This is a genomic window from Rhodobacter capsulatus (assembly GCF_003254295.1).
GTDB lineage: Bacteria > Pseudomonadota > Alphaproteobacteria > Rhodobacterales > Rhodobacteraceae > Rhodobacter > Rhodobacter capsulatus.
Genome location: NZ_QKZO01000009.1, coordinates 86527 through 110160 on the forward strand (window position 1 = coordinate 86527; position 23634 = coordinate 110160).

Annotated in this window: 25 protein-coding genes; 11 read left to right on the forward strand and 14 right to left on the reverse strand. The window is 66.9% G+C overall.

From position 1 onward, the window contains the following. Positions 1–28: 28 nt before the first annotated feature. Positions 29–1945: a molecular chaperone DnaK gene (gene dnaK, locus LY44_RS13620; RefSeq protein ID WP_055209078.1), complete on the reverse strand. Its 1917-nt coding sequence runs from the start codon at positions 1943–1945 to the stop codon at positions 29–31. A gap of 169 nt (positions 1946–2114) precedes the next feature. On the opposite strand from dnaK, the gene LY44_RS13625 reads away from it, so the two are divergent. Beyond that, positions 2115–2750 carry an alpha-ketoglutarate-dependent dioxygenase AlkB family protein gene (locus LY44_RS13625; protein WP_055209079.1) on the forward strand — a complete coding sequence of 212 codons (636 nt, stop codon included), beginning with the start codon at positions 2115–2117 and terminating at the stop codon, positions 2748–2750. A gap of 52 nt (positions 2751–2802) precedes the next feature. Here the strand turns inward: LY44_RS13625 and mutY are convergent, their stop codons facing one another. Then, positions 2803–3867: an A/G-specific adenine glycosylase gene (gene mutY, locus LY44_RS13630; RefSeq protein ID WP_055209080.1), complete on the reverse strand. Its 1065-nt coding sequence runs from the start codon at positions 3865–3867 to the stop codon at positions 2803–2805. Positions 3868–4014: 147 nt separating this feature from the next. Between mutY and LY44_RS13635 the strand changes: the two genes are divergently transcribed. Both LY44_RS13635 and LY44_RS13640 read left to right on the forward strand, forming a co-directional pair. Beyond that, the gene (locus LY44_RS13635) at positions 4015–4530 is read left to right on the forward strand and encodes a DUF721 domain-containing protein (RefSeq protein ID WP_055209139.1); all 516 of its coding nucleotides are present in this window, start codon (positions 4015–4017) and stop codon (positions 4528–4530) included. Then, complete coding sequence (locus LY44_RS13640; protein WP_055209081.1) at positions 4527–5189, forward strand: DsbA family protein; 663 nt, start codon at positions 4527–4529, stop codon at positions 5187–5189. The genes LY44_RS13635 and LY44_RS13640 overlap by 4 nt, the downstream gene beginning before the upstream one ends. On the opposite strand, the gene lpxK is transcribed toward LY44_RS13640, so the two are convergent. Genes lpxK through LY44_RS13655 form a run of 3 tightly spaced genes read right to left on the reverse strand, consistent with a single transcriptional unit; the run spans position 5186 to position 7654 of the window. Further along, positions 5186–6175 (reverse strand): tetraacyldisaccharide 4'-kinase, encoded by a 990-nt coding sequence (lpxK, locus tag LY44_RS13645; RefSeq protein WP_055209082.1) that lies wholly within the window; start codon positions 6173–6175, stop codon positions 5186–5188. The genes LY44_RS13640 and lpxK overlap by 4 nt on opposite strands. Continuing rightward, on the reverse strand, positions 6175–7383 hold the full coding sequence (locus tag LY44_RS13650; RefSeq protein WP_055209083.1) for a 3-deoxy-D-manno-octulosonic acid transferase: 1209 nt from the start codon (positions 7381–7383) through the stop codon (positions 6175–6177). Before LY44_RS13650 ends, lpxK begins: the two co-directional genes overlap by 1 nt. Before the next feature lie 13 nt (positions 7384–7396). Then, positions 7397–7654, reverse strand: coding sequence for a DUF4170 domain-containing protein (locus tag LY44_RS13655; RefSeq protein WP_013065978.1), 258 nt, complete (start codon positions 7652–7654; stop codon positions 7397–7399). A gap of 153 nt (positions 7655–7807) precedes the next feature. Here LY44_RS13655 and zapE point away from each other — a divergent pair, with 153 nt between their 5' ends. Next, entirely contained in the window at positions 7808–8890 is a 1083-nt protein-coding gene (zapE, locus tag LY44_RS13660) for a cell division protein ZapE (RefSeq protein WP_055209084.1), read from the forward strand. 235 nt (positions 8891–9125) lie between these two features. Here zapE and LY44_RS13665 read toward each other — a convergent pair whose 3' ends face one another. The 4 genes from LY44_RS13665 to LY44_RS13680 form a co-directional block, all read right to left on the reverse strand. Continuing rightward, positions 9126–10145, reverse strand: a complete 1020-nt coding sequence (locus tag LY44_RS13665) for an LLM class flavin-dependent oxidoreductase (protein WP_055209085.1) — start codon at positions 10143–10145, stop codon at positions 9126–9128. Positions 10146–10241: 96 nt separating this feature from the next. Continuing rightward, positions 10242–11516 (reverse strand): bifunctional folylpolyglutamate synthase/dihydrofolate synthase, encoded by a 1275-nt coding sequence (locus LY44_RS13670; RefSeq protein ID WP_055209086.1) that lies wholly within the window; start codon positions 11514–11516, stop codon positions 10242–10244. 72 nt (positions 11517–11588) lie between these two features. Beyond that, positions 11589–12521, reverse strand: coding sequence for an acetyl-CoA carboxylase, carboxyltransferase subunit beta (gene accD / locus LY44_RS13675; protein ID WP_055209087.1), 933 nt, complete (start codon positions 12519–12521; stop codon positions 11589–11591). Between the two features lie 75 nt (positions 12522–12596). Continuing rightward, the gene (locus LY44_RS13680) at positions 12597–13475 is read right to left on the reverse strand and encodes a CPBP family intramembrane glutamic endopeptidase (protein ID WP_055209088.1); all 879 of its coding nucleotides are present in this window, start codon (positions 13473–13475) and stop codon (positions 12597–12599) included. A 144-nt stretch (positions 13476–13619) separates the two neighbouring features. Here LY44_RS13680 and LY44_RS13685 point away from each other — a divergent pair, with 144 nt between their 5' ends. Next, entirely contained in the window at positions 13620–14378 is a 759-nt protein-coding gene (locus LY44_RS13685; protein WP_055209089.1) for a TSUP family transporter, read from the forward strand. 238 nt (positions 14379–14616) lie between these two features. Here the strand turns inward: LY44_RS13685 and LY44_RS13690 are convergent, their stop codons facing one another. Further along, positions 14617–15606, reverse strand: a complete 990-nt coding sequence (locus LY44_RS13690; RefSeq protein ID WP_055256500.1) for an asparaginase — start codon at positions 15604–15606, stop codon at positions 14617–14619. 162 nt (positions 15607–15768) lie between these two features. Here LY44_RS13690 and LY44_RS13695 point away from each other — a divergent pair, with 162 nt between their 5' ends. Together LY44_RS13695 and rlmN are read left to right on the forward strand one after the other, a co-directional pair. Next, positions 15769–16293, forward strand: coding sequence for an invasion associated locus B family protein (locus LY44_RS13695; RefSeq protein WP_055209091.1), 525 nt, complete (start codon positions 15769–15771; stop codon positions 16291–16293). 111 nt (positions 16294–16404) lie between these two features. After that, on the forward strand, positions 16405–17586 hold the full coding sequence (gene rlmN, locus LY44_RS13700; protein ID WP_055209092.1) for a 23S rRNA (adenine(2503)-C(2))-methyltransferase RlmN: 1182 nt from the start codon (positions 16405–16407) through the stop codon (positions 17584–17586). An 80-nt stretch (positions 17587–17666) separates the two neighbouring features. Here rlmN and LY44_RS13705 read toward each other — a convergent pair whose 3' ends face one another. Next, a complete protein-coding gene (locus LY44_RS13705) occupies positions 17667–18497 on the reverse strand; it encodes an LOG family protein (protein WP_055209093.1) in 831 nt (276 codons plus the stop codon). 78 nt (positions 18498–18575) lie between these two features. Here LY44_RS13705 and dapD point away from each other — a divergent pair, with 78 nt between their 5' ends. From dapD to LY44_RS13725, 4 genes are all read left to right on the forward strand, one after another. Further along, complete coding sequence (gene dapD / locus LY44_RS13710) at positions 18576–19403, forward strand: 2,3,4,5-tetrahydropyridine-2,6-dicarboxylate N-succinyltransferase (protein ID WP_055209094.1); 828 nt, start codon at positions 18576–18578, stop codon at positions 19401–19403. A gap of 2 nt (positions 19404–19405) precedes the next feature. Further along, positions 19406–19660: a hypothetical protein gene (locus tag LY44_RS13715; protein WP_055209095.1), complete on the forward strand. Its 255-nt coding sequence runs from the start codon at positions 19406–19408 to the stop codon at positions 19658–19660. Positions 19661–19674: 14 nt separating this feature from the next. Next, entirely contained in the window at positions 19675–20028 is a 354-nt protein-coding gene (locus LY44_RS13720; RefSeq protein WP_055209096.1) for a hypothetical protein, read from the forward strand. Positions 20029–20098: 70 nt separating this feature from the next. Continuing rightward, complete coding sequence (locus LY44_RS13725; protein ID WP_055209097.1) at positions 20099–21358, forward strand: lytic murein transglycosylase; 1260 nt, start codon at positions 20099–20101, stop codon at positions 21356–21358. 224 nt (positions 21359–21582) lie between these two features. Here LY44_RS13725 and LY44_RS13730 read toward each other — a convergent pair whose 3' ends face one another. From LY44_RS13730 to LY44_RS13740, 3 genes are all read right to left on the reverse strand, one after another. After that, positions 21583–22266 carry an NnrU family protein gene (locus LY44_RS13730; protein WP_055209098.1) on the reverse strand — a complete coding sequence of 228 codons (684 nt, stop codon included), beginning with the start codon at positions 22264–22266 and terminating at the stop codon, positions 21583–21585. Between the two features lie 3 nt (positions 22267–22269). Further along, on the reverse strand, positions 22270–23133 hold the full coding sequence (locus tag LY44_RS13735; protein WP_055209099.1) for a DMT family transporter: 864 nt from the start codon (positions 23131–23133) through the stop codon (positions 22270–22272). A 176-nt stretch (positions 23134–23309) separates the two neighbouring features. Then, positions 23310–23597, reverse strand: coding sequence for an HU family DNA-binding protein (locus LY44_RS13740; protein WP_013065996.1), 288 nt, complete (start codon positions 23595–23597; stop codon positions 23310–23312). Positions 23598–23634 lie beyond the last annotated feature (37 nt).

Sequence of the window (23634 nt, forward strand, 5' to 3'; positions counted from 1 at the left end):
ACGGGGCCCGCTCCTCAGGTTCCGGCGCTTACTTGCGCTTGTTTTCACCCATGTCCTCGAAGTCGGCATCGACGATGTCATCATCGACCGACCGCGGGCCGTCTCCGTCATCCGACGCGGCGCCCCCCTCGGTCGAGGCCTGCGCCTTGTAGATCGCCTCGCCGAGCTTCATCGCGGCATCGGTCAGGTTCTGCACCGCGCCCTTGATCTTGCCCGGGTCTTCCGACTTCAGCGAGTCTTCCAGCGCGTTGCAGGCCAGCTCGATCATCTCGACGGTCGAGCCATCGACCTTGTCGCCATGTTCTTCCAGCGACTTGCGGGTCGAGTGCAGCAGGCTTTCGCCGGTGTTCTTCGCCTCGACCAGTTCCTTGCGCTTCTTGTCGGCTTCGGCATTGGCTTCGGCGTCCTTGATCATCTTTTCGATGTCATCGTCCGACAGACCGCCCGAGGCCTGGATGGTGATCTGCTGTTCCTTGCCGGTGCCCTTGTCCTTGGCCTTGACCGAAACGATGCCGTTCGCGTCGATGTCGAAGGTGACTTCGATCTGCGGCACGCCGCGCGGCGCCGGGGGGATGTTCTCGAGGTTGAACATGCCCAGCATCTTGTTGTCGGCGGCCATTTCCCGCTCGCCCTGGAAGACGCGGATCGTCACCGCGTTCTGATTGTCCTCGGCGGTCGAGAAGATCTGGCTCTTCTTCGTCGGGATCGTGGTGTTGCGGTCGATCAGACGGGTGAAGACACCGCCCAGCGTCTCGATGCCGAGGCTGAGGGGGGTCACGTCGAGCAGCACGACATCCTTCACGTCGCCCTGCAGCACGCCCGCCTGAATCGCGGCGCCAAGGGCCACGACTTCATCCGGGTTCACGCCCTTGTGCGGTTCCTTGCCGAAGAACTTCGTCACTTCCTCGACCACGCGCGGCATCCGGGTCATCCCGCCGACCAGCACGACCTCGTCGATCTCATCCTTGCTGACGCCCGCATCCTTCAGCGCCGCGGCGCAGGGCTTCAGCGAGGCCTTGATCAGGTCATCGACCAGGCTTTCAAGTTTCGCGCGGGTCAGCTTCATCACCATGTGCAGCGGCACGCCGGTCGCCGCGTTCATCGAGATGAACGGCTGGTTGATTTCGGTCTGGCTGGCCGAGGACAGTTCGATCTTCGCCTTTTCCGCCGCTTCCTTCAGCCGCTGCAGCGCCATCTTGTCCTTGGTCAGATCGACGCCGTGTTCCTTGCGGAACTCGTCGGCAAGATAGTTGACGATCCGCATGTCGAAGTCTTCCCCGCCAAGGAACGTGTCCCCGTTGGTCGATTTCACCTCGAACAGGCCGTCGTCGATCTCGAGGATCGTGATGTCGAAGGTGCCGCCGCCAAGGTCATAGACGGCAATCGTCTTGCTGTCCTTCTTGTCAAGGCCGTAAGCCAGCGCCGCCGCCGTCGGTTCGTTGATGATGCGCAGCACTTCAAGGCCCGCGATCTTGCCCGCGTCCTTGGTGGCCTGACGCTGGGCGTCGTTGAAATAGGCCGGAACGGTGATAACCGCCTGCGTCACGGTCTCGCCCAGATAGCTCTCGGCGGTTTCCTTCATCTTCTGCAGGATCACGGCCGAAACCTGCGCCGGAGAGAATTTCTCGCCGCGCACTTCCACCCAGGCGTCGCCGTTGCCGCCGTCGACGATGTTGTAGGGCACCAGTTTCTTGTCCTTTTCCACCTCGGCATCGGTGGTGCGGCGGCCGATCAGGCGCTTGACCGCAAAGACGGTGTTCGTGGGGTTGGTGACGGCTTGCCGCTTGGCGGGCTGGCCGACCAGACGCTCGTTGTCGGTGTAGGCGACGATCGAGGGGGTGGTGCGCGCCCCTTCCGAATTCTCGATCACGCGGGGTTGCGAGCCGTCCATGATGGCGACGCAGGAGTTGGTCGTCCCAAGGTCGATCCCGATGACTTTGGCCATTTCAATACCTCTTCTTTCGGCGACAGGTGGGGGCGGGTCCCATCAGGCCCCCGGCCCCTATCCCAAGGTTTCCAGACGGTCCGGCGCAGGTGGCCTGCTCCGGCTTCCCGGCGTATATAAGGAGGGGAAAATAGCCCTGCAAGAACTGACGCGCGGGAGTTTGCGACAAATGCCACAATCCGCCCGACCGGTGCAAAAACGCCCGGCTCCGCAGGAAATCCGCGGCTTTCGCCATTACCCCGGCTGGCTGGTGCCCGGCGAACAGGCGGCGCTGGTCGAGGACCTGCGCGCGGTGGTCGCCGCGGCGCCCCTCTTCTCGCCGATGACGCCCTATGGGCGGCCGATGTCGGTGCGGATGACCTCGGCCGGGCGGTTCGGCTGGGTGGCCGACCGGCGCGGCTATCGCTACAGCGAAACGCACCCCGCGGGCGGGGCCTGGCCTGCCATTCCCGAGGCTGTTCTGGACATCTGGCGGGCGGTGTCGGGGTCTGATCGCAGCCCCGAGTGCTGTCTGATGAATTTCTACGCCGAAGGGGCGCGGATGGGCCTGCATCAGGACCGCGACGAGGCGGATTTTTCGCAGCCCGTGGTGTCGATCAGCCTTGGCGATGACGGGCTTTTCCGCATCGGCAATGAAACGCGGGGCGGGGCGACGCAAAGCCTCTGGCTGCGTTCGGGCGATGTGCTGGTGATGGGCGACTCCGCGCGGCTGCTGTATCACGGCATCGACCGGATCGCGCCCGGCACCTCGACGCTGCTGCCGCAGGGCGGGCGGATCAATCTGACGCTGCGCGTGGTGACATAGGCGGAAAGGGCGTATTTGCGCCAAGAAGAAACCCGCATCCCTTCATCTTGCCTCAAATACCTCGGGGGTGCGGGGGCAGCGCCCCCGCTTGCGCCATATCCCAGACCTTGCGCATCACCGTGGGCAGGGCGGCGGGGGAAAATTCCGTTTTCGGCGTGAAGCCCTTGCCCTCGGCATGGGCGACGAAGACCCGCAGCCGCAGGTGGAAATGGGTGAAGGTGTGGCGGACCTCATGCGAAAGCAGGGTCCAGTCGGCGGTCAGCGGCGGGCAGGGGGCGGGTTCGGTCTCGGCCCAGTCCGAGCCGGGAAAGCCGAGCATCCCGCCCAGAAGCCCCTTGTCCGGGCGACGTTCCAGCAGCACCCCGCCGTCGCGGTCGAGCGCGACATAGGCCAGCCCGAAGCGGGTCGGTTTCTCGGGCTTGGGGGATTTGCGCGGCAGCTCGGCGGCGATGCCCTGCGCCTTGGCGGCGCAGAAATCGCTGACCGGGCACAGCGCGCACGCCGGGTTGCGCGGGGTGCAGATCGTGGCGCCCAGATCCATCATCGCCTGCGCATGATCGCCCGGGCGCCGCTCGGGCGTCAGCCGCCCGGCCCGTTCGATCAGATCCGGTTTTGCCGCGGGCATCGGGGTTTCAACCGCCCAGAGCCGCGCCACCACCCGTTCGACATTGCCATCGACCACCACGGCCGGTTCGTCAAAGGCGATCGCCGCCACCGCCGCCGCCGTATAGGGGCCGATGCCGGGCAGGGCGCGCAACCCCTCGGAGGTTTCCGGAAACCGCCCGCCCGCCGCTGCCACGGCCCGGGCGCATTTCAAAAGGTTCCGGGCGCGGGCGTAATAGCCAAGCCCGGCCCATTCGGCCATCACCGCGCCATCCTCGGCCGCGGCCAGATCCGCCACGCCGGGCCAGCGCGCGGTGAAACGGCGGAAATAGTCGCGCACCGCGGCCACGGTCGTTTGCTGCAGCATCACCTCGGAGAGCCAGACGTGATAGGGATCGGGCCGCACCCCCGCCGCGCGATCGGCCGGGCCCACCCGCCAGGGCATCACCCGCGCCTGGGCATCATACCAGCCAAGCAGCGCCGCCCCCGCCGCCGCCTCGTTTCCGTCACGCAATCTTTATGGCCCCCCGCCCCATTCCTCTGGCTTTGCCCCGTGGCCTGCCTAGAATAGGACCAAGTTCCGGAAAGGACAGGGATGGGCGACGAACACCACCACCACGAGCCGAACGAGCGCCCCGCGGCGCCCGCGAGGCTGCGCCGGATGCGCGGCTTCGAGCCGGCTGCCGGTCTGGTGAAGGAGCGCATCCGCGCCGCGGGCGAATCGCGCGGCTTCGCCATCGCCCGGCTGGTCACGCATTGGGCCGAGGTCGTCGGCGCCGAGATCGCCGCCCATGCCCGCCCGGTGAAGATCGGCTACGGCCGCGAGGGGATCGGCGCCAGCCTGACGCTTCTGGTCGAGGGGCCGATGGCGCCGATGATCGACATGAGCCGCGAGAAGATCCGCGCCAAGGTCAATGCCTGCTACGGCTACAACGCGATTTCCCGCATCCTGATCACCCAGACCGCCGCCACCGGCTTTGCCGAGGGGCAGGCGGCCTTCGCCCCGGCACCGAAAAAGGCGCCCCCGAAACCCACCCCCGAGGTCTGCGCCCGCGCGCAGGCGGCGACCGAGGGTCTGGCCGATGCCGGGCTGCGGGCGGCGCTGGAAGACCTTGCCCGAAACATCCTGATGAAACCCGCCAGACGGCGGGAAGAGCTGAGAAAGGCTGATCCATGAACCGACGTTCCCTTTTGCTTGGCCTCGCCGGTGGCGCCGTGGTGGCGGCGGCAGGCGGCGGCTATGTCGTGCTGCGGCAGGCCCCGGCCGAGACGCTGATCGCCACCCCGGCCGAGGCGGCCTCGGGCGGCGCCGTCCTGCCCGATATCGCGCTGGGCAGGGCGGATGCGCCGGTGACGCTGATCGAATATGCCTCCTATACCTGTTCGCATTGCGCGCGGTTCCATGAAACCGTCTTCCCGTCGCTCAAGCGCGATTACATCGACACCGGCAAGCTCCGCTTCATCCTGCGCGAGGTCTATTTCGACAAGTTCGGGCTTTGGGCCGGGCAGATCGCGCAATGCGGCGGCGATCTGAAATATTACGGCATCGCCGGGATGCTGTTTGCCGAGCAGAAATCCTGGATCGGCGACGGAACCGAGCCGGTGATCGCCGAAAACCTGCGCAAGATCGGCATCAAGGCCGGTCTGACCAAGGACCAGATCGAGACCTGTCTGAACGACACCGCCCGCGCCGAAGCGATGGTGAGGACCTATCAGAAGAACGCCTCGGCCGATGCGATCGAGGGCACGCCGACGCTGGTGATCAACGGCGAGAAGTTCGACAACATGGGCTATGCCGAGCTGAAGAAGATCCTTGACGCCAAGCTGGGCGGTTAAAGTCCGAGGCTTTCCAAGGCTTTGAGAAGCGGTGCGGCGTCTTCGAAGACCAGCCGCACCGGCAGCGCCAGCACCTTCGGCCGGAACGACATCGGCAGCCGGGCGGCGTCCTTTTCCGTTGTCACCAGCTGCGCATCCAGAAAGAGCGCCTCGGTTTCCAGCCGCGTCAGCAGCTGCGCCGAGAACGGCTGATGATCGTCAAGCGCCTCGGCCCGCACCACCTCGGCGCCCAGGCCGCGCAGGGTGGCGAAGAATTTCTCCGGATGGCCGATGCCCGCGAAGGCCAGCACCCGCTGGCCCTCCCAGTCCATGCCGGTGGGCAGGGGCACCAGCTGCCCGCGCAGATGCGGCACCGGGATCTGCCCGCCCCAGCGCGCGGCGAAGCTTTCCTGCGCCGGGACCGGCCCGATCGAGAGCGCCAGATCGGCCCGGGCCAGGCCCTCGGCCACCGGCTCGCGCAGCGGCCCCGCGGGCAGGCACAGGCCATTGCCGAAGCCCTTGGCCGCATCGACCACGACGATCGAGAGATCCTTTTGCAGCGCCGGGTTCTGATGCCCGTCATCGAGCAGGATCAGCTTCGCCCCGGCGGCAACCGCCGCCCGCGCGCCCGCCGCCCGATCACGCGCGATCCAGGTCGGCGTGAAGGCCGAAAGCAGCAGCGGCTCGTCACCGACCTCGGCGGCGCGGTGGCGCCTTTCGTCGACGCGGAGCGGGCCGGTCAGGCTGCCGCCATGGCCGCGGCTGACCACATGCGCCTCCAGCCCGCGCGCGGCCAGAAGCTGCGCCAGCGCGATCACCGTGGGCGTCTTGCCGGTGCCGCCCGCGTTGATGTTGCCCACCGAAATCACCGGCACCGGCAGCCGCAGCCCGTCTTTCGCCACCCGCAGCCAGGTGGCCGCGGCATAGATCCGCCCCAGCGGGCCAAGCAGCCGCGCCTGCAGCGCCGGGCGGGCGGGATCGGTGAACCAGAAGCCGGGGGCCTGCATCACATTGTCCTTTCTGCGCGGGCGGCGTCGAATTCCCGCAAGATCGCCCGCACGATGGCCTCGGCCGCCGCCGCCCCGCCCGAGGTCACGGCCCAGGCGTTATGCGCCAGAACCGCGGCGCGGTCGGGTGACATCAGATCGGCGATGGCCTCGCCAAGCGAGGTGTCGTCATGGATCGACCGCGCCGCCCGTGCCTCGTCGAGCCTTGCATAATCGGCGGCGAAAGGGGCGGTCTGCGGCCCGTGCACCACCGCCGAGCCAAGCGAGGCCGGTTCAAAGGGCGACCGCCCCTGACCCGCCGCGCCGATCAGCGTGCCGCCCATGTAGCTGACCGGGGCGATGCGATACCAAAGCCCGTATTCGGCCGGATCATCGGCCAGAAAGATTTCCGTCTCGGCATCGGGTTCGCCCTCCAGCGAGCGGCTGGCCACCGCCCAGCCCGCATCGGTCAGCCGGTCGCCCAGCTCCAGCGCGTCGTCGGGCTGATCCGGCGCCAGGATCAGCAGCATCCGATGCGCGTGATGCTGCGCATGCGCCTGCGCCGCCAGCACGGCCTCGATCTCCGCGGGCGGCACCGCGGCGGCCAGCCAGACCGGCCGGGTATGGGTCAGGCTCGCCATCGAGGCCCGTTCCGCCTCGGAACAGCGCAAAGGCTTCGGCGGCAGGCCGAGGACGCCGCCGACATCGATCTGCGCCGGGTCAAGCCCCTGGCGTTCGAGGAGCGCGAAAGAGGCCTGATCGCGCACGACGATCCGGCGGATCCGCCGCAACAGCCCGCGTTGCCCGAACCGGCCCAGACGGCGGGCAGGCGGCGGCAGGCAGACATCCACCATCATCACCGCAATCCCCGCCCGGTCGGCCGCGGTGATTAGCCCGCCCGGCAGGTCATTGCCGAAAAGCACCATCAGCCCCGGCCTGACCCGTTCCAGCAGATCCCGCGCCGCGGCTAGGCTGTCTTCGGGCGGGGTCGCGGCTTCGACGGTTTCGGGCAGCGTCACCTCCGGTCCCGGCGGCAGCGCCAGCATCACCCGCATCTCCGGGCGCAGCCGATCGAGCCGCGCCAGAACCTGCCGCACGCCCTCAAGGCCTGCGCTGGCGGCCTCGGGGCCGACCTGCATCCAGATCAGCGGCCGCCGGTCCTCGGACAGCGGGTCTGCCGCGGTCTCGGTCTTCTCTGCGCGCCACCAGCGGGCAAGCGATCCCAGCATCGGGGTCAGGATCTCAGCTGCCCAGTTCCTCGGTCGCCGAGGCCGGGGTTTCCTCGTCGCGCAGCCGGTGCAGATGGGCGATGAAATAGCGCATGTGGGCATCATCCACGGTGCGCTGCGCCTCGGCCTTCCAGGCGGAATAGGCCGTGGCATAGTTCGGATAGATGCCGACGATATGGATGGCGTTCACATCCTTGAATTCGCTGCGCGAGGCGGACACAAGTTCGCCGCCGAAAACGAGATGCAGGCGTTGGGGGGAAGGTTTGCTCATGGGCCATCCTGTCGGAGAAGTTGTGCCGCCAAGACTATGCGAAGCCCCGCCGCCTCTCAAGCGGCGATCCGAAGGCGCAAGCCCCGCGGGTAACGCTTTCGTCATCGCCGACCCCTATGGTTGTTTGCGTTTTCACCCGTTAATCAGGCGGCCATGCACAGAAGCTTGACCCAGATCTACGATGGCCGCGTCGCGGCGGGAACCTTGCGCGCCGATGCGGCCCAGCGTGCGGTGCTGCCGCTGCTGGACCGGGTGCGGGCCGAGCTGGAGGCGCCGGTGAAGAAGCCCGGCCTGTTCGGTCTGTTCGCCAAGCCGCCCGAGCCGGTGAAGGGGCTTTACCTCTGGGGCGGGGTCGGGCGCGGCAAGTCGATGCTGATGGATCTTTTCGGCGAGGCGGTGGCGGTGCCGAAACGCCGGGTGCATTTCCACGCCTTCATGCAGGAGGTGCAGGGCAAGATCGACGGTCACCGCCGCGCCCGGGAGGAAGACCCGATCCAGCCCGTCGCGGCCGAGATCGCGGCCGCGGTCCGGCTTTTGTGCTTCGACGAGATGCAGATCACCGACATCGCCGATGCGATGATCGTGGGGCGGCTTTTTGACGAGATGTTCAAGCGCGGCGTGACAGTGGTGACGACCTCGAACCGGCCGCCCGTCGATCTTTACAAGAACGGCTTGAACCGGCAGCTGTTCCTGCCCTTCATCGAGATCCTGTCCTCGCGTCTTGAGGTGCACGAGATCGTCTCGGAAACCGATTACCGGCTGCATCGGCTGGCGGGGGCGGAGGTTTATTTTGCGCCCGCCGGGACGGCGGCGCACAAGAAGATGGATGCGCTCTGGAACGAGCTGACCGGGCATGACGGCACGACGCAACTGCGCATCGAGGTCAAGGGGCGCTCGGTGGTGATCCCGCAATATCACAACGGTGTCGGGCGGGCGCGGTTCTGGGATCTGTGCGGCGCGATGCTGGGCCCGGCCGATTATCTGGCGATCGCCGGGGCGCTGCGGGTTCTGATGATCGACGACATCCCGCATCTCTCGGCCTCGAACTTCAACGAGGCGAAGCGCTTCGTGACGCTGATCGACGCTTTGTATGAGGGCAAGGTGCGGCTGATCTGTTCCGCCGCCGATGTGCCCGAGCGGCTTTACAACGAGGGCGAGGGCAGTTTCGAATTCGCCCGCACGGCGTCCCGGCTGCGGGAAATGCAATCGGCCGACTGGTCGCAGGAAAACCGCTGACGGCGCGTCTTTCGGGCGGAACAGGAAACGCGATCCGCGTTTCCCCGCCCGGCAAGACCCCGCTGCGGCACGACCGTTTCCCCCGGGCGCAACAGAGGCCAGCGCCTGCCCCGGTGGGCGAGAAGCGCCCGCCGAGGGCGGGGCGGGCGCTGGCCGAGGGCCTTTGGGCCCCCGGCGGTCACGGGGTCGATGCTGCGCGTGGCCTCGGCGATGGCCTCGGCCAATGCGGGCGACGTCACCCCAGCATGTCGCGCACCATCGGCGCGACCTTGGTGCCGTAAAGCGCGATCGCATCGCGCAGATGCGCCGGGTCTTGCGGACCGGCCGAATATTTCAGCGTGAAGCGCGAAAGCCCCAGCGCCTTGACCGTCGTCGCGATCTTCTTCGCCACCGTCTCGGGGCTGCCGACATAAAGCGAGCCATGGGCGATCTCCGCCTCGAAGGCCGCCCTGGTGAACCGCGGCCAGCCGCGCGAGCGCCCGATCAGATCGTGCATCGCCGCGTAAGCCGGGAAATAGCGCGCCTTCGCCTCGTCATCGCTTGCCGCGATATGGCCCGGCGAATGCACCGACAGCGGCAGCGGTGTCGCCCCCATCCGCTCGCGGGTATAGCGGTACAGATCGGCGAGCGGGCCGAACCGCGCCGGATTGCCGCCGATGATCGCCATGACCAGCGGCATGTCCATCGCCGCCGCCTCCAGCACCGAGTCGGGGCTGCCGCCCACGCCGCGCCAGACCTGCAAGGGCCGTTCGGGGCGCGGATAGACGGTGACGCCTTTCAGGGCCGGACGGTGGCTGCCCTGAAAGCTGATCTTCTCCTGGCTGACAAGGCTGTGCAAAAGCTGCGCTTTTTCGGTGAACAAGGTCTCGTAATCGTTCAGATCAAAGCCGAAGAGCGGGAAGCTCTCGGTGAACGACCCCCGCCCGATCGTCAGCTCCGCCCGCCCCGGCGCCAGCGCATCGAGCGTCGCAAGGCGCTGAAACACCCGGATCGGATCATCTGAGGACAGAACCGTGACCGAGGTCCCGGCATGGATCTTTTCCGTGCGGGCCAGGATCGCCCCCAAAAGCGGCTCCATCGCCGAGATCGCGAAATCCGGGCGGTGGTGTTCGCCCAGACCGATGTAATCCAGCCCGACCTGATCGGCCAGAACCGCCTCGGCCAGCGTGTCGCGGATCACTTGCGCGCCCGGGCGGGGCCCGGTCGCATCCGCGGTGATGTCGCCAAAAGTATCAAGGCCGAATTCAAGCACCATCGCGGGCCTCCTTTCCGTTGCGGGAAAGATAGGCAAAGCGGGCCTGTGCGCCTAGGCACGAGGCCGCACAGGAATTCCCGCAGAAATGCGCAGATCTCAGCCGTTCTCGCGCAGGACCTGCCCTGCAAGGTAAAGCGAGCCGCAGATCAGCACCCGCGCCTGCGGGTCTTGTTGCGCAATCGCGCCAAGGGCTTCGGCGACCGATCCGGCCTCGGTGACCTGCGCGAAACCGGCCTTGCGGGCGGCCTCGGCCGTGGCGGCGCCGGGCAGGGTGTTGACCTCGTTCGGGATCGAGACGGCGGTCAGGCTTTGCGCCTGCGCGGCCAGCGGGCGCAGATAGCCCGCGATGTCCTTGGTGTTGAGCATGCCGCAGATCAGATGCGTCGGCCGCTTCGCCATCCGCGAAAGCGTCGCCGCCACTGCCGCGCCGCCCGCCGGATTGTGGCCGCCATCGAGCCACAGCTCGACCCCGGGCGCGCTTGCCGCCAGCGGCCCTTGCCGCAGACGCTGCATGCGCGCAGGCCAGTCGGCCTTCGTCACCGCAGCCTCGCAGGCGAGATCGCCGAAACCCAAAACCCGCAGCGCGGCAATTGCCGCGCCCGCGTTTTCGATCTGATGCGGCCCGGGCAGGGTCGGCAAAGGCAGATCGAGAAGCCCGGTCTCGTCCTGATAGATCAGCCGCCCGCGTTCTTCGAAAGCGTGCCAGTGCTGGCCATGCGCAAAAAGCGGCACGCCCAGCCGCGCGGCCCGTTCCTCGATCACCGCCAGCCCGTCGGGGTGCTGCGGCCCGACCACGCAGGGCACGGCCCGCTTGAGAATCCCGGCCTTTTCGCCCGCGATCTCGGGCAGGGTCTCGCCCAGATATTGCTGATGGTCGATCGAGACGGGGGTGATGATCGTCAGCGCCGGTTGCGCGATCACATTCGTCGCGTCAAGCCGCCCGCCAAGGCCGACTTCCAGAAGGGTGAAATCCGCGGCCGTGCGGGCAAAGGCAAGGAAGGCCGCAACGGTGGTGATTTCGAAGAAGGTGATCGGCTGGCCGCCATTCGCCGCGTCGCAATCATCAAGCAGCGCCGACAGCGCAGGTTCGGAGATCAGCGCGCCCGCCAGCCGTATGCGTTCATGAAACCGCGCCAGATGCGGGGATGTATAGGCATGGACCGTCTTGCCCGAGGCCTCGAGCCCGGCGCGGATCATCGCCTGGGTCGAGCCCTTGCCATTCGTGCCCGCGACATGGATCACCGGCGGCAAGCGGGTTTCCGGATGATCGAGCGCCGCCAGCAGCCGATGCACCCGGTCGAGCGTCAGATCGATGATCTTCGGATGCAGCCGCATCAGCCGCGCCAGGATTTCATCAGAGGGTTGCGGCATGGTGGGCTCCTTCCGGGGAAGGCCGGGGGCGCTGCCCCCGGACCCCCGAGGTATTTCAGGCAAGATGAAAGGTTATTCGGCCGCTGGCTGGTCCGTGGGCGGGGCCGCCTCGGTCGGCGCCGGGCCGGGGGGCGGCAGCTCGCCCCAGATCGGCGGCGGCAGGCGCATCATCATGCGCAAGATCACGATCAACTCCTCGCGCAGCTTCTTGCGATGCGTGACGCGGTCAAGCATGCCGTGGTCGAGCAGATATTCGGCGCGCTGGAAGCCCTCGGGCAGGGTCTCGCGGATCGTCTGTTCGATCACGCGCGGGCCCGCAAAGCAGATCAGCGAATTCGGCTCAGCGATCTGCACATCGCCCAGCATCGCATAAGACGCGGTCACGCCGCCCGTCGTCGGATGGGTCAGCACCACCACGTAAGGAAGCCCCGCATCTTTCAGCATCTGCACCGCCACGGTCGAGCGCGGCATCTGCATCAGGCTCAGGATGCCCTCCTGCATCCGCGCGCCGCCTGCGGCCGAGAACAGCACCATCGGGCAATGCAGCTCGATCGCGCGCTGGGCGGCGGCGAGGATCGCATTGCCGACATACATCCCCATCGAGCCGCCCATGAAGGAGAAATCCTGCCCGACGGCGACGATCCGGGTCTTGCCCAGCTCGCCCTCGACGACCAGCATCGCCTCTTTCTCGCCGGTGGTCTTTTGCGCCGCGCGCATCCGGTCGGGATATTTCTTCTGGTCGCGGAAATGCAGCGGATCGGCGATCGGCTCGGGGACTTTCACCTCGGTGAAGGCGCCAAGGTCGAAAAGCGCCTCGAAGCGGTCGCGCGGCGTGATCGCCATGTGGTGATCGCAGTTGGTGCAGACGTTCAGATTGTCCGTCACCTCGCGGTGGAACAGCATGGTTCCGCATTCGGGGCATTTCGTCCACAGGTTCTCGGGCATCTCGCGGCGCGAGAACAGCGAGTTGATCTTCGGTCGGACGTAGTTCGAGATCCAGTTCATCGGGGGGCCCCTTGGTTTCCGCGACGTCGCTTTGCAAGCTTGCGCTCAGATAAGCCCGCGCGCGGGCAAATGCAATCAGCGCCGCAGCCGCAGGCGCGCCGCGAGCCAGAACGCCACGATCGCCAGCGCATCCAGCGCCAGATAGGGCGCCATCGTGGCAAGGTCGCGGGTGTTCAGCACCAGCGTGTAAAGCGCCAGCCCGTCCAGCTGGCCGTAAAGCCCGATCAGCAGCACCGCCGAGATGTTGTTGGCGAAATGCAGCGCCAGCGCCGGGCCGAGGTTGCCCGCCCTTGCGGTCAGATCGGCGGCGAGACAGCCAAACAGCATCGCCCAGAGCGCGAAGAAGATCGCCGTCGTGCCGTTCTGGCCGGGGGCGTAATGCAGCGCGCCGAACAGCGCCGCGGGCAGCACCATCCAGGCCAGCGGATGGCGGATCCGCGCGCCGATCTGCTGCAGCAGATAGCCGCGAAACAGCAGTTCCTCGGCCGCGATCTGCACGAAAAGCAGCGGCAGCGCGATCGGCAGCCAGCGCAGCAGGACCGACAGCGGCGTCGATTGCCCAAGGTTCGGATCGAAGGCCGAGGTCGCGGCGACCAGCGCCACCAGCGCCAGCAGCGGCGGGAACACCCGCAGGAAATCGCGTCCCGCACCGGGGCCGAGCAGGCTGGCAAGGCCGCGCCGATGCAAAAGCCGCGTCACCAGCAGCACGCCCACCACCAGCGGCAGGAAGGTCGTCAGCACCAGCACCAGCCCGAGCGCGGTGCCGCCGCGCTCCAGTTCCAGCATCACCGCGCCCAGCACGACATTGCCCGCCAGCGCCTGCACCAGCGCCAGCCCCCCGATCACCGCCGCCCAGTAAAAGGCCGCGATCAGCACAAGGCCGATCAGGCTGCGCAGCCATTCGGCACGGGCGCGGGCAGGGGCCAGATAGGCGGCAAGGCGGGCGTAGGGCATGGCGGTCTCCGGCTGCGGGCAGCGGCGCCCGTCGGTCTGGCGGGTGACCCTAGCGGCGCCATCCGGGCGGGACAAGCGGCTTTGTTTGCGCGCTTTACTTTGCATCGGCGCTGGCCGAGACAGGGGGTCTGGCGCGGAGGATGCATGTTCGAAGTTTCCCTTGATCTGGCCCTGTCGCTGATCGGCGCGGCCTTTGTGGCCGGGTTTGTCGATGCCATCGCGGGGGGCGGCGGGCTGATCACCCTGCCGGTGCTGCTGCTGGCCGGGGCGACGCCGTTGCAGGCGTTTTCGACGAACAAGGTGCAGGGGGCTTTCGGCGCGGCCACGGCGGCGCTGACCTATGCGGCCAAGGGGCAGGTCAATCTGCGCGCGCAGCTGGGCGCGGCGTCTTTGGCGTTCCTGTCCGGGCTGGCGGGGGCGTTTCTGGTCTCGGCTCTGCCGACCGAGGCGTTGCGCCGGGTGCTGCCCTTCGTGCTGATCGCGATCGCCGCCTTTTTCGCCTTGCGCAAGGGGCTCGATGACACCGACCGCGCCGAGCGGATCACGCCCGCGGCCTTCACGGCCTTTGTCGTGCCGCTGATCGGCTTTTACGACGGGCTGATCGGGCCGGGCGCGGGGGCGTTCTACATGATCGGCTTCGTGATGCTGGCGGGCTATGGCGTGCTGCGGGCCACGGCGCATACGAAGCTTTTGAATTTCGCCTCGAATCTGGGCGGGCTTGCGGCCTTTGCGGTGATCGGGGCGCCCTGGTGGGGGATCGGGATCGCGATGGGTCTGGCGCAGGTGGCGGGGGCCAGCCTTGGCGCAAGGCTGGCGATGAAGAAGGGGGCGCGGCTGATCAAGCCGCTTCTGGTCGTGACCTCGACCGCGCTGGCGGTGCGACTGATCTGGCAGATGATCTGAGCGGGCCGTTTCGGGCGGAGAGGGAAACGCAGCGCGTTTCCCCGCCCGTGAAGCCCACGGAGTTGACAAGACCGTCTCCCCAAGCCTGACAGAGGCCGGCGCCTGCCCCGGCGGGCGAGAAGCGCCAGCCATGGGCGGGGCGGGCGCTGGCCGAGGGCCTTTGGGCCCTCGGCGGGCAGGGGGCCAATGGCCCGCGTGACCTCAGCGATGGCCTCGGTCATCCCGGGCGGGGAACCGCTCAGCAAAACCCCGGGGCAAGCCGCATGCCACCCGTGGCAAACCCGCGCCAGTTCCGGCTGACCGGCGGCACCAGCTCGGCCACCACCGGATGATCCGGTGCCAGCGCGCCCAGATGCACCAGAAGCGCGGTGATCGCCGCCTCCGAGGCGCGGGTGGCGCCGTCGGTGATCTTCAGCGCCACGCCGCGGCTCTGCTCGGGCAGGATCGCGACGAAAACCCCCTCGGCGCCGGTCTTCACCGCGACCTTGCCGCCCGTCGCCCGCATCAGCTTCGTGCAGGCGCGGTTTTCCCCCGCCACCAGTTCCGGAAACGCCGTCATCGCCTCCACCAGCCGCGCCGCCGCGCCCGCGCGCAGGCCGCCCCCGGGCCGGGCGGCGGCGAAAAACTGCATCGCCCTTGCCAGAGCCTCCAGCGTGCAGGCGAAATTCGGCGCCGAACAGCCGTCGATGCCCCAGCCCGCCGCGGTCTCTCCCGTCACCTCCTCGAAGGCCGCACGGACCGCAAGCTGCACCGGATGGTCGATTTCGACATAGTCCGGCCCGCCCTTCAGATGCCGGTTCAGCGTCAGGAACCCGGCATGCTTGCCCGAACAATTGTTGTGCAGCTGACAGGGGCTTTCCCCCGAACCGTTCAGCCGCGTCGCCTCGGGCTTGTCAAAGGGCAGGTGCGACCCGCAGCGCAGATCGGCCTCGCCCATGCCCAGACCCGTCAGCCAGTCACCCACCGCCCCCACATGCAGCGCCGCCCCGGAATGGCTGGCACAAGACAGCGCCAGCTGCCGCAGCCCCAGCCCGGCGGCCGCCGCGGCGCCGCTTTCGATCAGTGGCAGCGCCTGCACCATCTTGCAAGACGAGCGCGGAAACACCACCGCGCCCGCATCCCCCCACACCCTTTCCACGCCTTGCGGCCCGTAAACGACCGCATGGCCGCTGTGCAGGCTCTCCGGCAAATCGCCGCGCCAGATCTCGATCAGTGCCGCCGCTGCCATCCAATCCGTCCTTTCATGCGCGAAAACCCGCCGGGGGGGCTTTCCCAAAACGCCACTTTTGCGTTATCACTGGAATATCGAGTTGAAATCAGGTCTGCCACAGTCAAGAAGGGCCGTCAGCCCACGGGCGGACCAGAGGCACAGACAGCTGGAGGCTGTTCCATGAAGACGATCTTTACGAGCGTCGCAGCGGTAGTTGCCGCGTCGCTGGCATTTTCTCCTGTCGTTCAGGCGCAGGAAAGCTCCAACCGCGTTGCCGCGAAGACCGACTGGAGTGTCTTCGTCGAAGACAGCCCGAAAGAATGCTGGGGCGTGTCGCCGCCGAAAAAATCGGCCGCCAGCAAGGACGGCAAGCCGGTGCAGGCGCGCCGGTCGGAAATCCTGCTCTTCGTCACCTTCCGCCCGGGCAAGGCCGGAGAGGTGATGTTCATGGCGGGCTATCCCTTTGCCGACGGCTCCACCGCCGATCTGAAGGTGAACACCGGCGCCAGCTTCACCCTGTTCACCAATGGCGAAGGCGCCTGGGCGGGCTCGCCCGAGGAAGACGCCAAGCTGATCGCGGCGCTGAAATCGGGCGCCGAGGTGACGATCTCGGGCCGGTCGGGGCGTGGCACCAAGACCGAGGACACCTTCTCGCTGATGGGCTTCACCGCGGCGATGGAAGAAGCGGCCAAGCGCTGCAAGTAAGCGCATCGACACAGGCGACGGCCCCGGCATTGTCCGGGGCTTTTGCGTTTCGGGCTACCGTTGGCGGGCCGAATCCCTTATATGCACGGCTTGCCCAACGCTGGACCTGCCATGACCGAGCCGACTTCTCCGATCACCCAAGACGTGCTGACCCTGCCGCGCAAGCTGCCCGAGGCGGGCAAGGTCAATCTGGTCGGCCTGACCCGCGACCAGCTGCGCGATGCGCTGATCGCCGCGGGCACGCCCGAGAAACAGGCGAAGATGCGGGTCGGTCAGGTCTGGCAGTGGATCTATCACTGGGGCGTGCGCGATTTCGCGGCGATGACCAATCTGGCGAAAGACTACCGCGCGCTGCTCGACCGCCATTTCGAAATCGCCCTGCCCGAGGTGGTGACCTGTCAGGTCTCGATGGACGGCACGCGGAAATATCTGTTGCGCATCGCCGGCGGGCACGAGGTCGAGGCCGTTTACATCCCCGAGGAAAACCGCGGCACCCTGTGCATTTCAAGCCAGGTCGGTTGCACGCTGACCTGTTCCTTCTGCCATACTGGCACGCAGAAACTGGTGCGCAACCTGACGGCCGGGGAGATCGTCGGCCAGGTGATGGTGGCGCGCGACGATCTGGGCGAATGGCCGAAACCGGGCGAACCGAAGGATGAAACCCGGCTGATTTCCAACGTCGTGCTGATGGGCATGGGCGAGCCGCTTTACAATTTCGAAAACGTCCGCGACGCGATGGCCGTGGTGATGGACAACGAGGGGCTGACGCTGAGCCGCCGCCGGATCACGCTCTCCACCTCGGGCGTCGTGCCGGAGATTGCCCGCACCGCCGAGGAGATCGGCTGCCTTCTCGCCATTTCCTTCCACGCCACCACCGATGCCGTGCGCGACAAGCTGGTGCCGGTGAACAAGAAATGGAACATCAAGACGCTGCTGGATGCGCTGCGCGACTATCCGCGGCTGTCGAATTCCGAGCGGATCACCTTTGAATATGTGATGCTCAAGGGCGTGAACGACAGCGACGAGGATGCGCGGCGTCTGGTGCGGCTGATCCAAGGCATCCCGGCAAAGATCAACCTCATTCCCTTCAACGAATGGCCCGGCTCGCCCTATCAGCGCAGCGATTGGGAGCGGATCGAGGCTTTCGCCGACATCGTCTACAAGGCCGGGTATGCCGCGCCGATCCGCACCCCGCGCGGCGAGGATATCATGGCCGCCTGCGGGCAGCTGAAATCCGCCACCGAACGGGCGCGGAAATCCAAGGCCGAGATCGAGGCCGAAACGGGTCTCTGATCCCCACTGTCGCAAAGGGCGTATTTGCGCCAAGAAGAAGCCAGCCAGCTTTTTCTTGGTCCAAATACGCCCTTGCGCCCTCAGTCCGGGGCGTGCGCGCTGGCCCAGGTCTCGATCACTTCCACCGCTTCTTCCGCCGTTTCGACGAAGCTGATCAGCTTGATGTCCTCGGCGGCGATCGTGCCCGCCTCGGCCAGATAGTCCCAGTCGATCACCCGACGCCAGAACTCTGCGCCAAACAGGATCAGCGGGATGCGTCTCATCCGCCGGGTCTGGATCAGCGTCAGCGTCTCGAACATTTCATCGAGCGTGCCGAAGCCGCCCGGAAAGACGCAGACCGCCTTCGCCCGCATCAGGAAATGCATCTTGCGGATGGCGAAATAGTGGAAGTTGAAGCACAGATCCGGCGTCACATAGGCATTCGGCGCCTGTTCATGCGGCAGCACGATGTTGAGCCCGATCGACTGCCCCCCGGCCTCGTGGGCGCCGCGGTTGCCCGCCTCCATCACGCCGGGGCCGCCGCCGGTGCAGATCACCCATTCGCGCCCGTAAGCCGCCATCGAGCGTTCCGTCATCATCCGCGCAAAGGTCCGCGCCTCGTCGTAATAGCGGCTCAGTTCGGCCAGAACCGGCGTCTTCGCCGTCTCCTTCTGCGCCGGTTCCGGGATGCGGGCGCCGCCGAACATCACCACCGTGCTTTCCACGCCGCGTTCGTCCATGATCAGCTGCGGCTTCAGCAGTTCCAGCTGCAGCCGCACCGGGCGCAATTCCTCGCGCATCATGAAGCCGCCATCGGTGAAGGCAAGCTTGTAGGCGGGCGCACGGGTCTGTGCGGTGGCGGGGATGTCCTGCGCCGTTTTCGCATCCATGATGCTATCGCGGAACGGGTGGGAACGGCTTTCGTCTTTCATATCCTGCTCATTGCGCGAGGGGCTTTCCCCAACTATAGGGGGAAAACCATGAATGCCACTTGAAAGAGGACCGTTCCGATGTCGAACGCCATGCTCGAAGCTGCCATCGAAGCCGCCTGGGAGGTTCGCGACACCCTCACGCCCCATTCCAGGGGCGAAGCGCGGGACGCGATCGAGGCCACGCTCGAGGCGCTGGACAAGGGCGTGTTGCGCGTCGCCGAGAAACAGGACGACGGCAATTGGCATGTGAACCAATGGGCGAAAAAGGCCGTGCTGCTGGGCTTCCGCGTCAAGGAGATGGAAGTGCATTCCGGCGGGCCGCAGAACGGCACCTGGTGGGACAAGGTCGACAGCAAATTCGCCCATTGGGGCGAGGCGCAGTGGAAGGCCGCCGGTTTCCGCGCCGTGCCGCACTGCATCGTGCGCCGGTCCGCCTATATCGCCAAGGGCGCGGTGCTGCTGCCGTCCTTCGTCAACCTTGGCGCCTATGTCGATGAAGGCACGATGGTCGACACCTGGGTGACGGTCGGTTCCTGCGCGCAGATCGGCAAGAACGTGCACCTGTCGGGCGGCGTCGGCATCGGCGGTGTCTTGGAACCGATGCAGGCCGGTCCGACGATCATCGAGGACAACTGCTTCATCGGCGCCCGGTCCGAAGTGGTCGAGGGCTGCATCGTCCGCGAGGGCTCGGTTCTGGGCATGGGCGTCTTCATCGGCAAATCGACGAAGATCGTCGATCGCGAGACCGGCGAGGTCTTCTATGGCGAAGTGCCGCCCTATTCTGTGGTCGTTGCGGGCTCGATGCCGACCAAGGGGGGCATCAACCTTTACTGCGCGGTGATCGTGAAACGGGTCGATGCGCAGACGCGCTCGAAGACCGCGATCAACGATCTGCTGCGGGACTGATCATGCTGTTGTCGCTGGGCGCCAAGGTGGTGGATGCGGTGCGGGGGGCGGCCTTGCCGCAACCCCTGCGCTTTGCGCTGATGGTCGCCGATCTGGCGCTGATCGGGCTGCTGACGCCGGTCGTTCTGACGCGTCTGGGCGAGATGGCCAAGGCGGCGGAGCCGGGGCAATGGTGGCCCGGCGCGGCGATCGGGCTTTATGTGCTGGGGATGGCCTGGCTGGCCGTGACCTCGCTGCGGTCCTTGCGCCGCGGCTGAGATAGGGAAAAAGAATGACCGAGACCACCGAGAAACCGGAAAAGGCGAAACGCCCGCAGCAGGTCTATACGCTGCTGGTGGAGGTGGGGCGGTCTGCGAATGACGGTCTGCCGAAGGGATCGACCGGGGCGGGGCTGCTTTGCTATGCCTCGGGCGTCGACGAGGCGGAAGCCGTGCGCGAAACCGTGGCGATCCTGAAACAGGCAGAGATGGCGCCTTTGGACGTGACCGGCTACGGCACGCTGGAGGAACGCGAAAAGGCGGGTGACGAGATCGACGCCGCCGAGAAAGAGCTGATGCAACGGGCGCTGGATGAAAACTCCGTCGTCGTCGCGCAGATGACGCCCTTTTACGACGCGAAGGCCTGAGCCAAAGCCGGTTTGCGCGAGGGCCATTGCCTGCTAGACTGTTTGCAAACAACGAACAGTCGGGCAGGCCATGAAACACGCGTTGAAACCCCTTGTCGTCACCCTTCTGGCCTTTTCGGCGCTGACCGCCTGTGGCGGGCCGCTGGATCGGGGGGGCGTTTCCATGAACACGATCGAAGAGATCCCGCCCGTCGATGCCGCGACGCAGGCGCGGATGGATGCCTGGGTGGCGGGCTTCAAGCCCCGCGCGATGGCGGCGGGGATTTCCGAGGCGACCTGGAATCGCGCGATGCGGAACGTGCCCTATAACCCCCAGGTGATCGAGCGGCAGCAGTTCCAGGCCGAATTCGTGAAACCCATTTGGGATTACATGGACAGCGCGGCGTCGGATGAACGCATCGCCAAGGGCCGCGCGGCTTTGGCGCAGCATGCGGCGATCCTGCGGGAAATCGAGGCGCGTTATGGCGTCGACAAGGAAGTGGTCGTCGCCGTCTGGGGCATGGAAAGCCGCTATGGCGCCAAGCGCGGCAACACCCTGATCATCCCGGCGCTGGCGACGCTTGCCCATGACGGGCGGCGGGCGCAGTTCTTCGAAAGCCAGCTGATCGGCGCGCTGAAGATCCTGCAGGCGGGCGACATCGACCCGGCGCACATGACCGGATCCTGGGCCGGGGCGATGGGGCATACGCAGTTCATCCCGACGTCGTATCTGGCCTTTGCGGTCGATTTCACCGGCGATGGCAAGCGTGACATCTGGTCGGACAATCCGGCTGATGCGCTGGCCTCGACCGCGGCCTATCTGGCGCGCTCGGGCTGGTCGAAGGGGCAGCCCTGGGCGGTGGAGGTGTCCCTGCCCGAAGGCTTCGATGCGGGGCTGGCAGGCAAGGGCACGAAACGCGCGCCCGCGGACTGGGCGGCGCTGGGCGTGCGCGGCGTGAATGGCGGGGTGGTGCCGAATTACGGTGCGGCCTCGATCCTTTTGCCCGCCGGGCCGCAGGGGCCGGCGCTGATGATCTTTGGCAATTTCACCGCGATTTCACGCTACAACAATGCCGATGCCTATGTGATGGGGGTGGGGCATCTGTCCGACCGGCTGAAGGGGCAGGGGCCGTTCGTGCATCCTTGGCCGCGCGAGGGCCGGGCGCTGACCGACGCCGAAAAGGTCGAGGTGCAGCGGCTTTTGACCGCGCAGGGCTATGACACCAAGGGCACGGATGGCCTGATCGGCGCGGGCACGATCGGCGCAGTGATGGACTATCAGCGCGACCACGGCATGACGCCGAACGGCTGGGTGACGATCAAGCTGCTGGAAAGCCTGCGCAAAGGTTGATTTTGGCCGAGGCCATTGCCGAGGCCTTGCAGGACATCTGCCCCGTGACCGCCGGGGCGCCAAAGCGTCCCGGCCAGCGCCCGCCCCGCCCTCGGCGGGCGCTTCTCGCCCGCCGGGTCAGGCGCTGGCCTCTGGTGCGCTTGGGGTAGCCGGTCCTGGTGGCTGTGTTGCATGGTCGGGCGGGGAAAGGCGGTGCCTTTCCTTCTCCGCCCAAACCGGCCGGATCACGGCGCCGGGCTGAGCCCGATCACCAGCTCATGCAGATGAAAGACTGCCGCCCAGGCGAAGACCGCCACGGCCAGCCGGAGCGCTGACGGCCGCCCCCGCGGGCGCCAGCGGCCGGTCAGAAGCGCGGCAAAAGGGATCAGGCTGGTCCGTGCCGCCAGACGCTGAAACTCGGCCAAGCCGATGCGGCGGATCAGGCGCCGCTCCATCGCCCGCATCCCGATCAGCGAGAACACGAGGAACACCCCGAACAGGACCGCATGCGCCAGATCGCCGTTCACCAAGAGATGCGCTAGCGCCCACAGCACCAGCGCCCAAAGAAACGGTTGCCGGGTGATGCCGACGATCCCGGGCCGCGCGGGGTCGAAACCGCCCGCCCGGCCCTCGAAGGCAAAGGGGTTCGGGGCGGCGATGGCGTAGCTTGAAATCAGGATCACCAGCGGCATCACGATATTCGCGACCCAGCGCATCCAGATCTCTTGCGGCCACAGCTCGATGAAAGGCGCCCGGGCGGCGGCGAGGATCAGCCAGTAAAGCAGCCCCAGCGCAAGGGCGCCAAAGGCGATGCCATAGCCCACCCGGCCGAAAGCGGCGACCAGCGGCGCCTTGATCCGCGGCGTGGCTGGGATCAGATGGGTCGCCATGAAAGCAAGGCCCGCAAGCGAAAACTCAAGCCAGCCCATCGCTTACCTGTGTTTCGACAGCTGCACGGCCAGAATGCCGCCGGTGATGATGACGACGCCCAGCAGGTCCGGCAGACCCAGCCGCTCGCCCAGCACCACGGCCGCGATGGCGACGCCGAAGAACGGGTTGAGGAAATGGAAGGTCGCGGCCTTCACCGCGCCGATCCGTCCGACCAGCTTGAACCAGATCCAGGTCGCCAGAAGCCCGGGGATCAACGTCGTGTAAAGGAAGGCCAGCACGAGACGGGTCGAGGGCACCACCTCCCAGGTCTCGGTGAAAGCCGACACCACCGCCAGCACCACGGCGCCCACCAGCATCTGCAAGCCGACGATCATCAGCACATTGCCGCCCGAAGACGCGCCCCGCACCGAGAGTGTGGCGATCGACAGCGCCAGGGCGGCCGCGAAACACAGGCTCAGCCCGACCGGATCGACCCCGCCCGAAAGCCGCGCCCCCATGATGATCGCCACGCCGATCACCCCCGCCACCAGCCCCGCGAGGCCGAGCGGCCGCACCGTGTCGCCGTAAACGACGCGACCCAGAAGCGCCACCATCAGCGGCATCGTCGAGGCGACGATCGAGGCGACCGAGGCCTGCACCCATTGCATCGCGACGAAATTGAGCCCGAGATAAAGCGCGTTCTGGCACAGGCCGAAAATCAGCGTCGCCTTCCACTGCGGGCGCGTCAGCCGCCAGCTCTGCCCCAGCGCCAGCGCAATGGCGACACCCAAGCCCCCAGAGATCAGGAACCGCGCCGAGAGCGCCAGCAGCGGCGGTGCCTCGGCCACGATCATCCGGGCCGAAGTGAAGGCCGATGACCACATCAGCGCGAAGGCGAGGCCCATGACTATGGCGCGAAGATCCATTCCGTTCCCTCCGTCGGTGCGATTTCGAACAGCCAGAGCCGGAAACCGCCGCTTCGGACAAGATAAAACCTGTATGCGATACAGGTTCTTCGCCCCGGGGCGGGCCCGGCCATGCAAAAGGCCGCCCTGCGGATGCAGAGCGGCCCGAATTCGGCACCCTTGCGGGGCCTCGGGGATCAGACGTTGACGCTGTCCTTGAGGGCTTTGGCGATCGTCACCTTCACCTGCTTGTCAGCCGGTTTCATCATCGTTTCCCCGGTGGCCGGGTTGCGCACCTGACGCTCCGGACGGGCCTTGCACGAGACCTTGCCGATGCCCGGCAGCGTCACCGACCCGCCAGCCGCGACTTCCTTCGTCACGACATCGGCGATGGCGTCGATGGCGGCGGTCGCGGTTTTCTTGTCCGACCCCATGGCTTCGGCAAGGGCTGCCACCAGCTGGGTCTTGGTCATCGGTTTCGACATGGGTCTTCCTCTCATACGCCCCGGGTGGAGGGGCCAT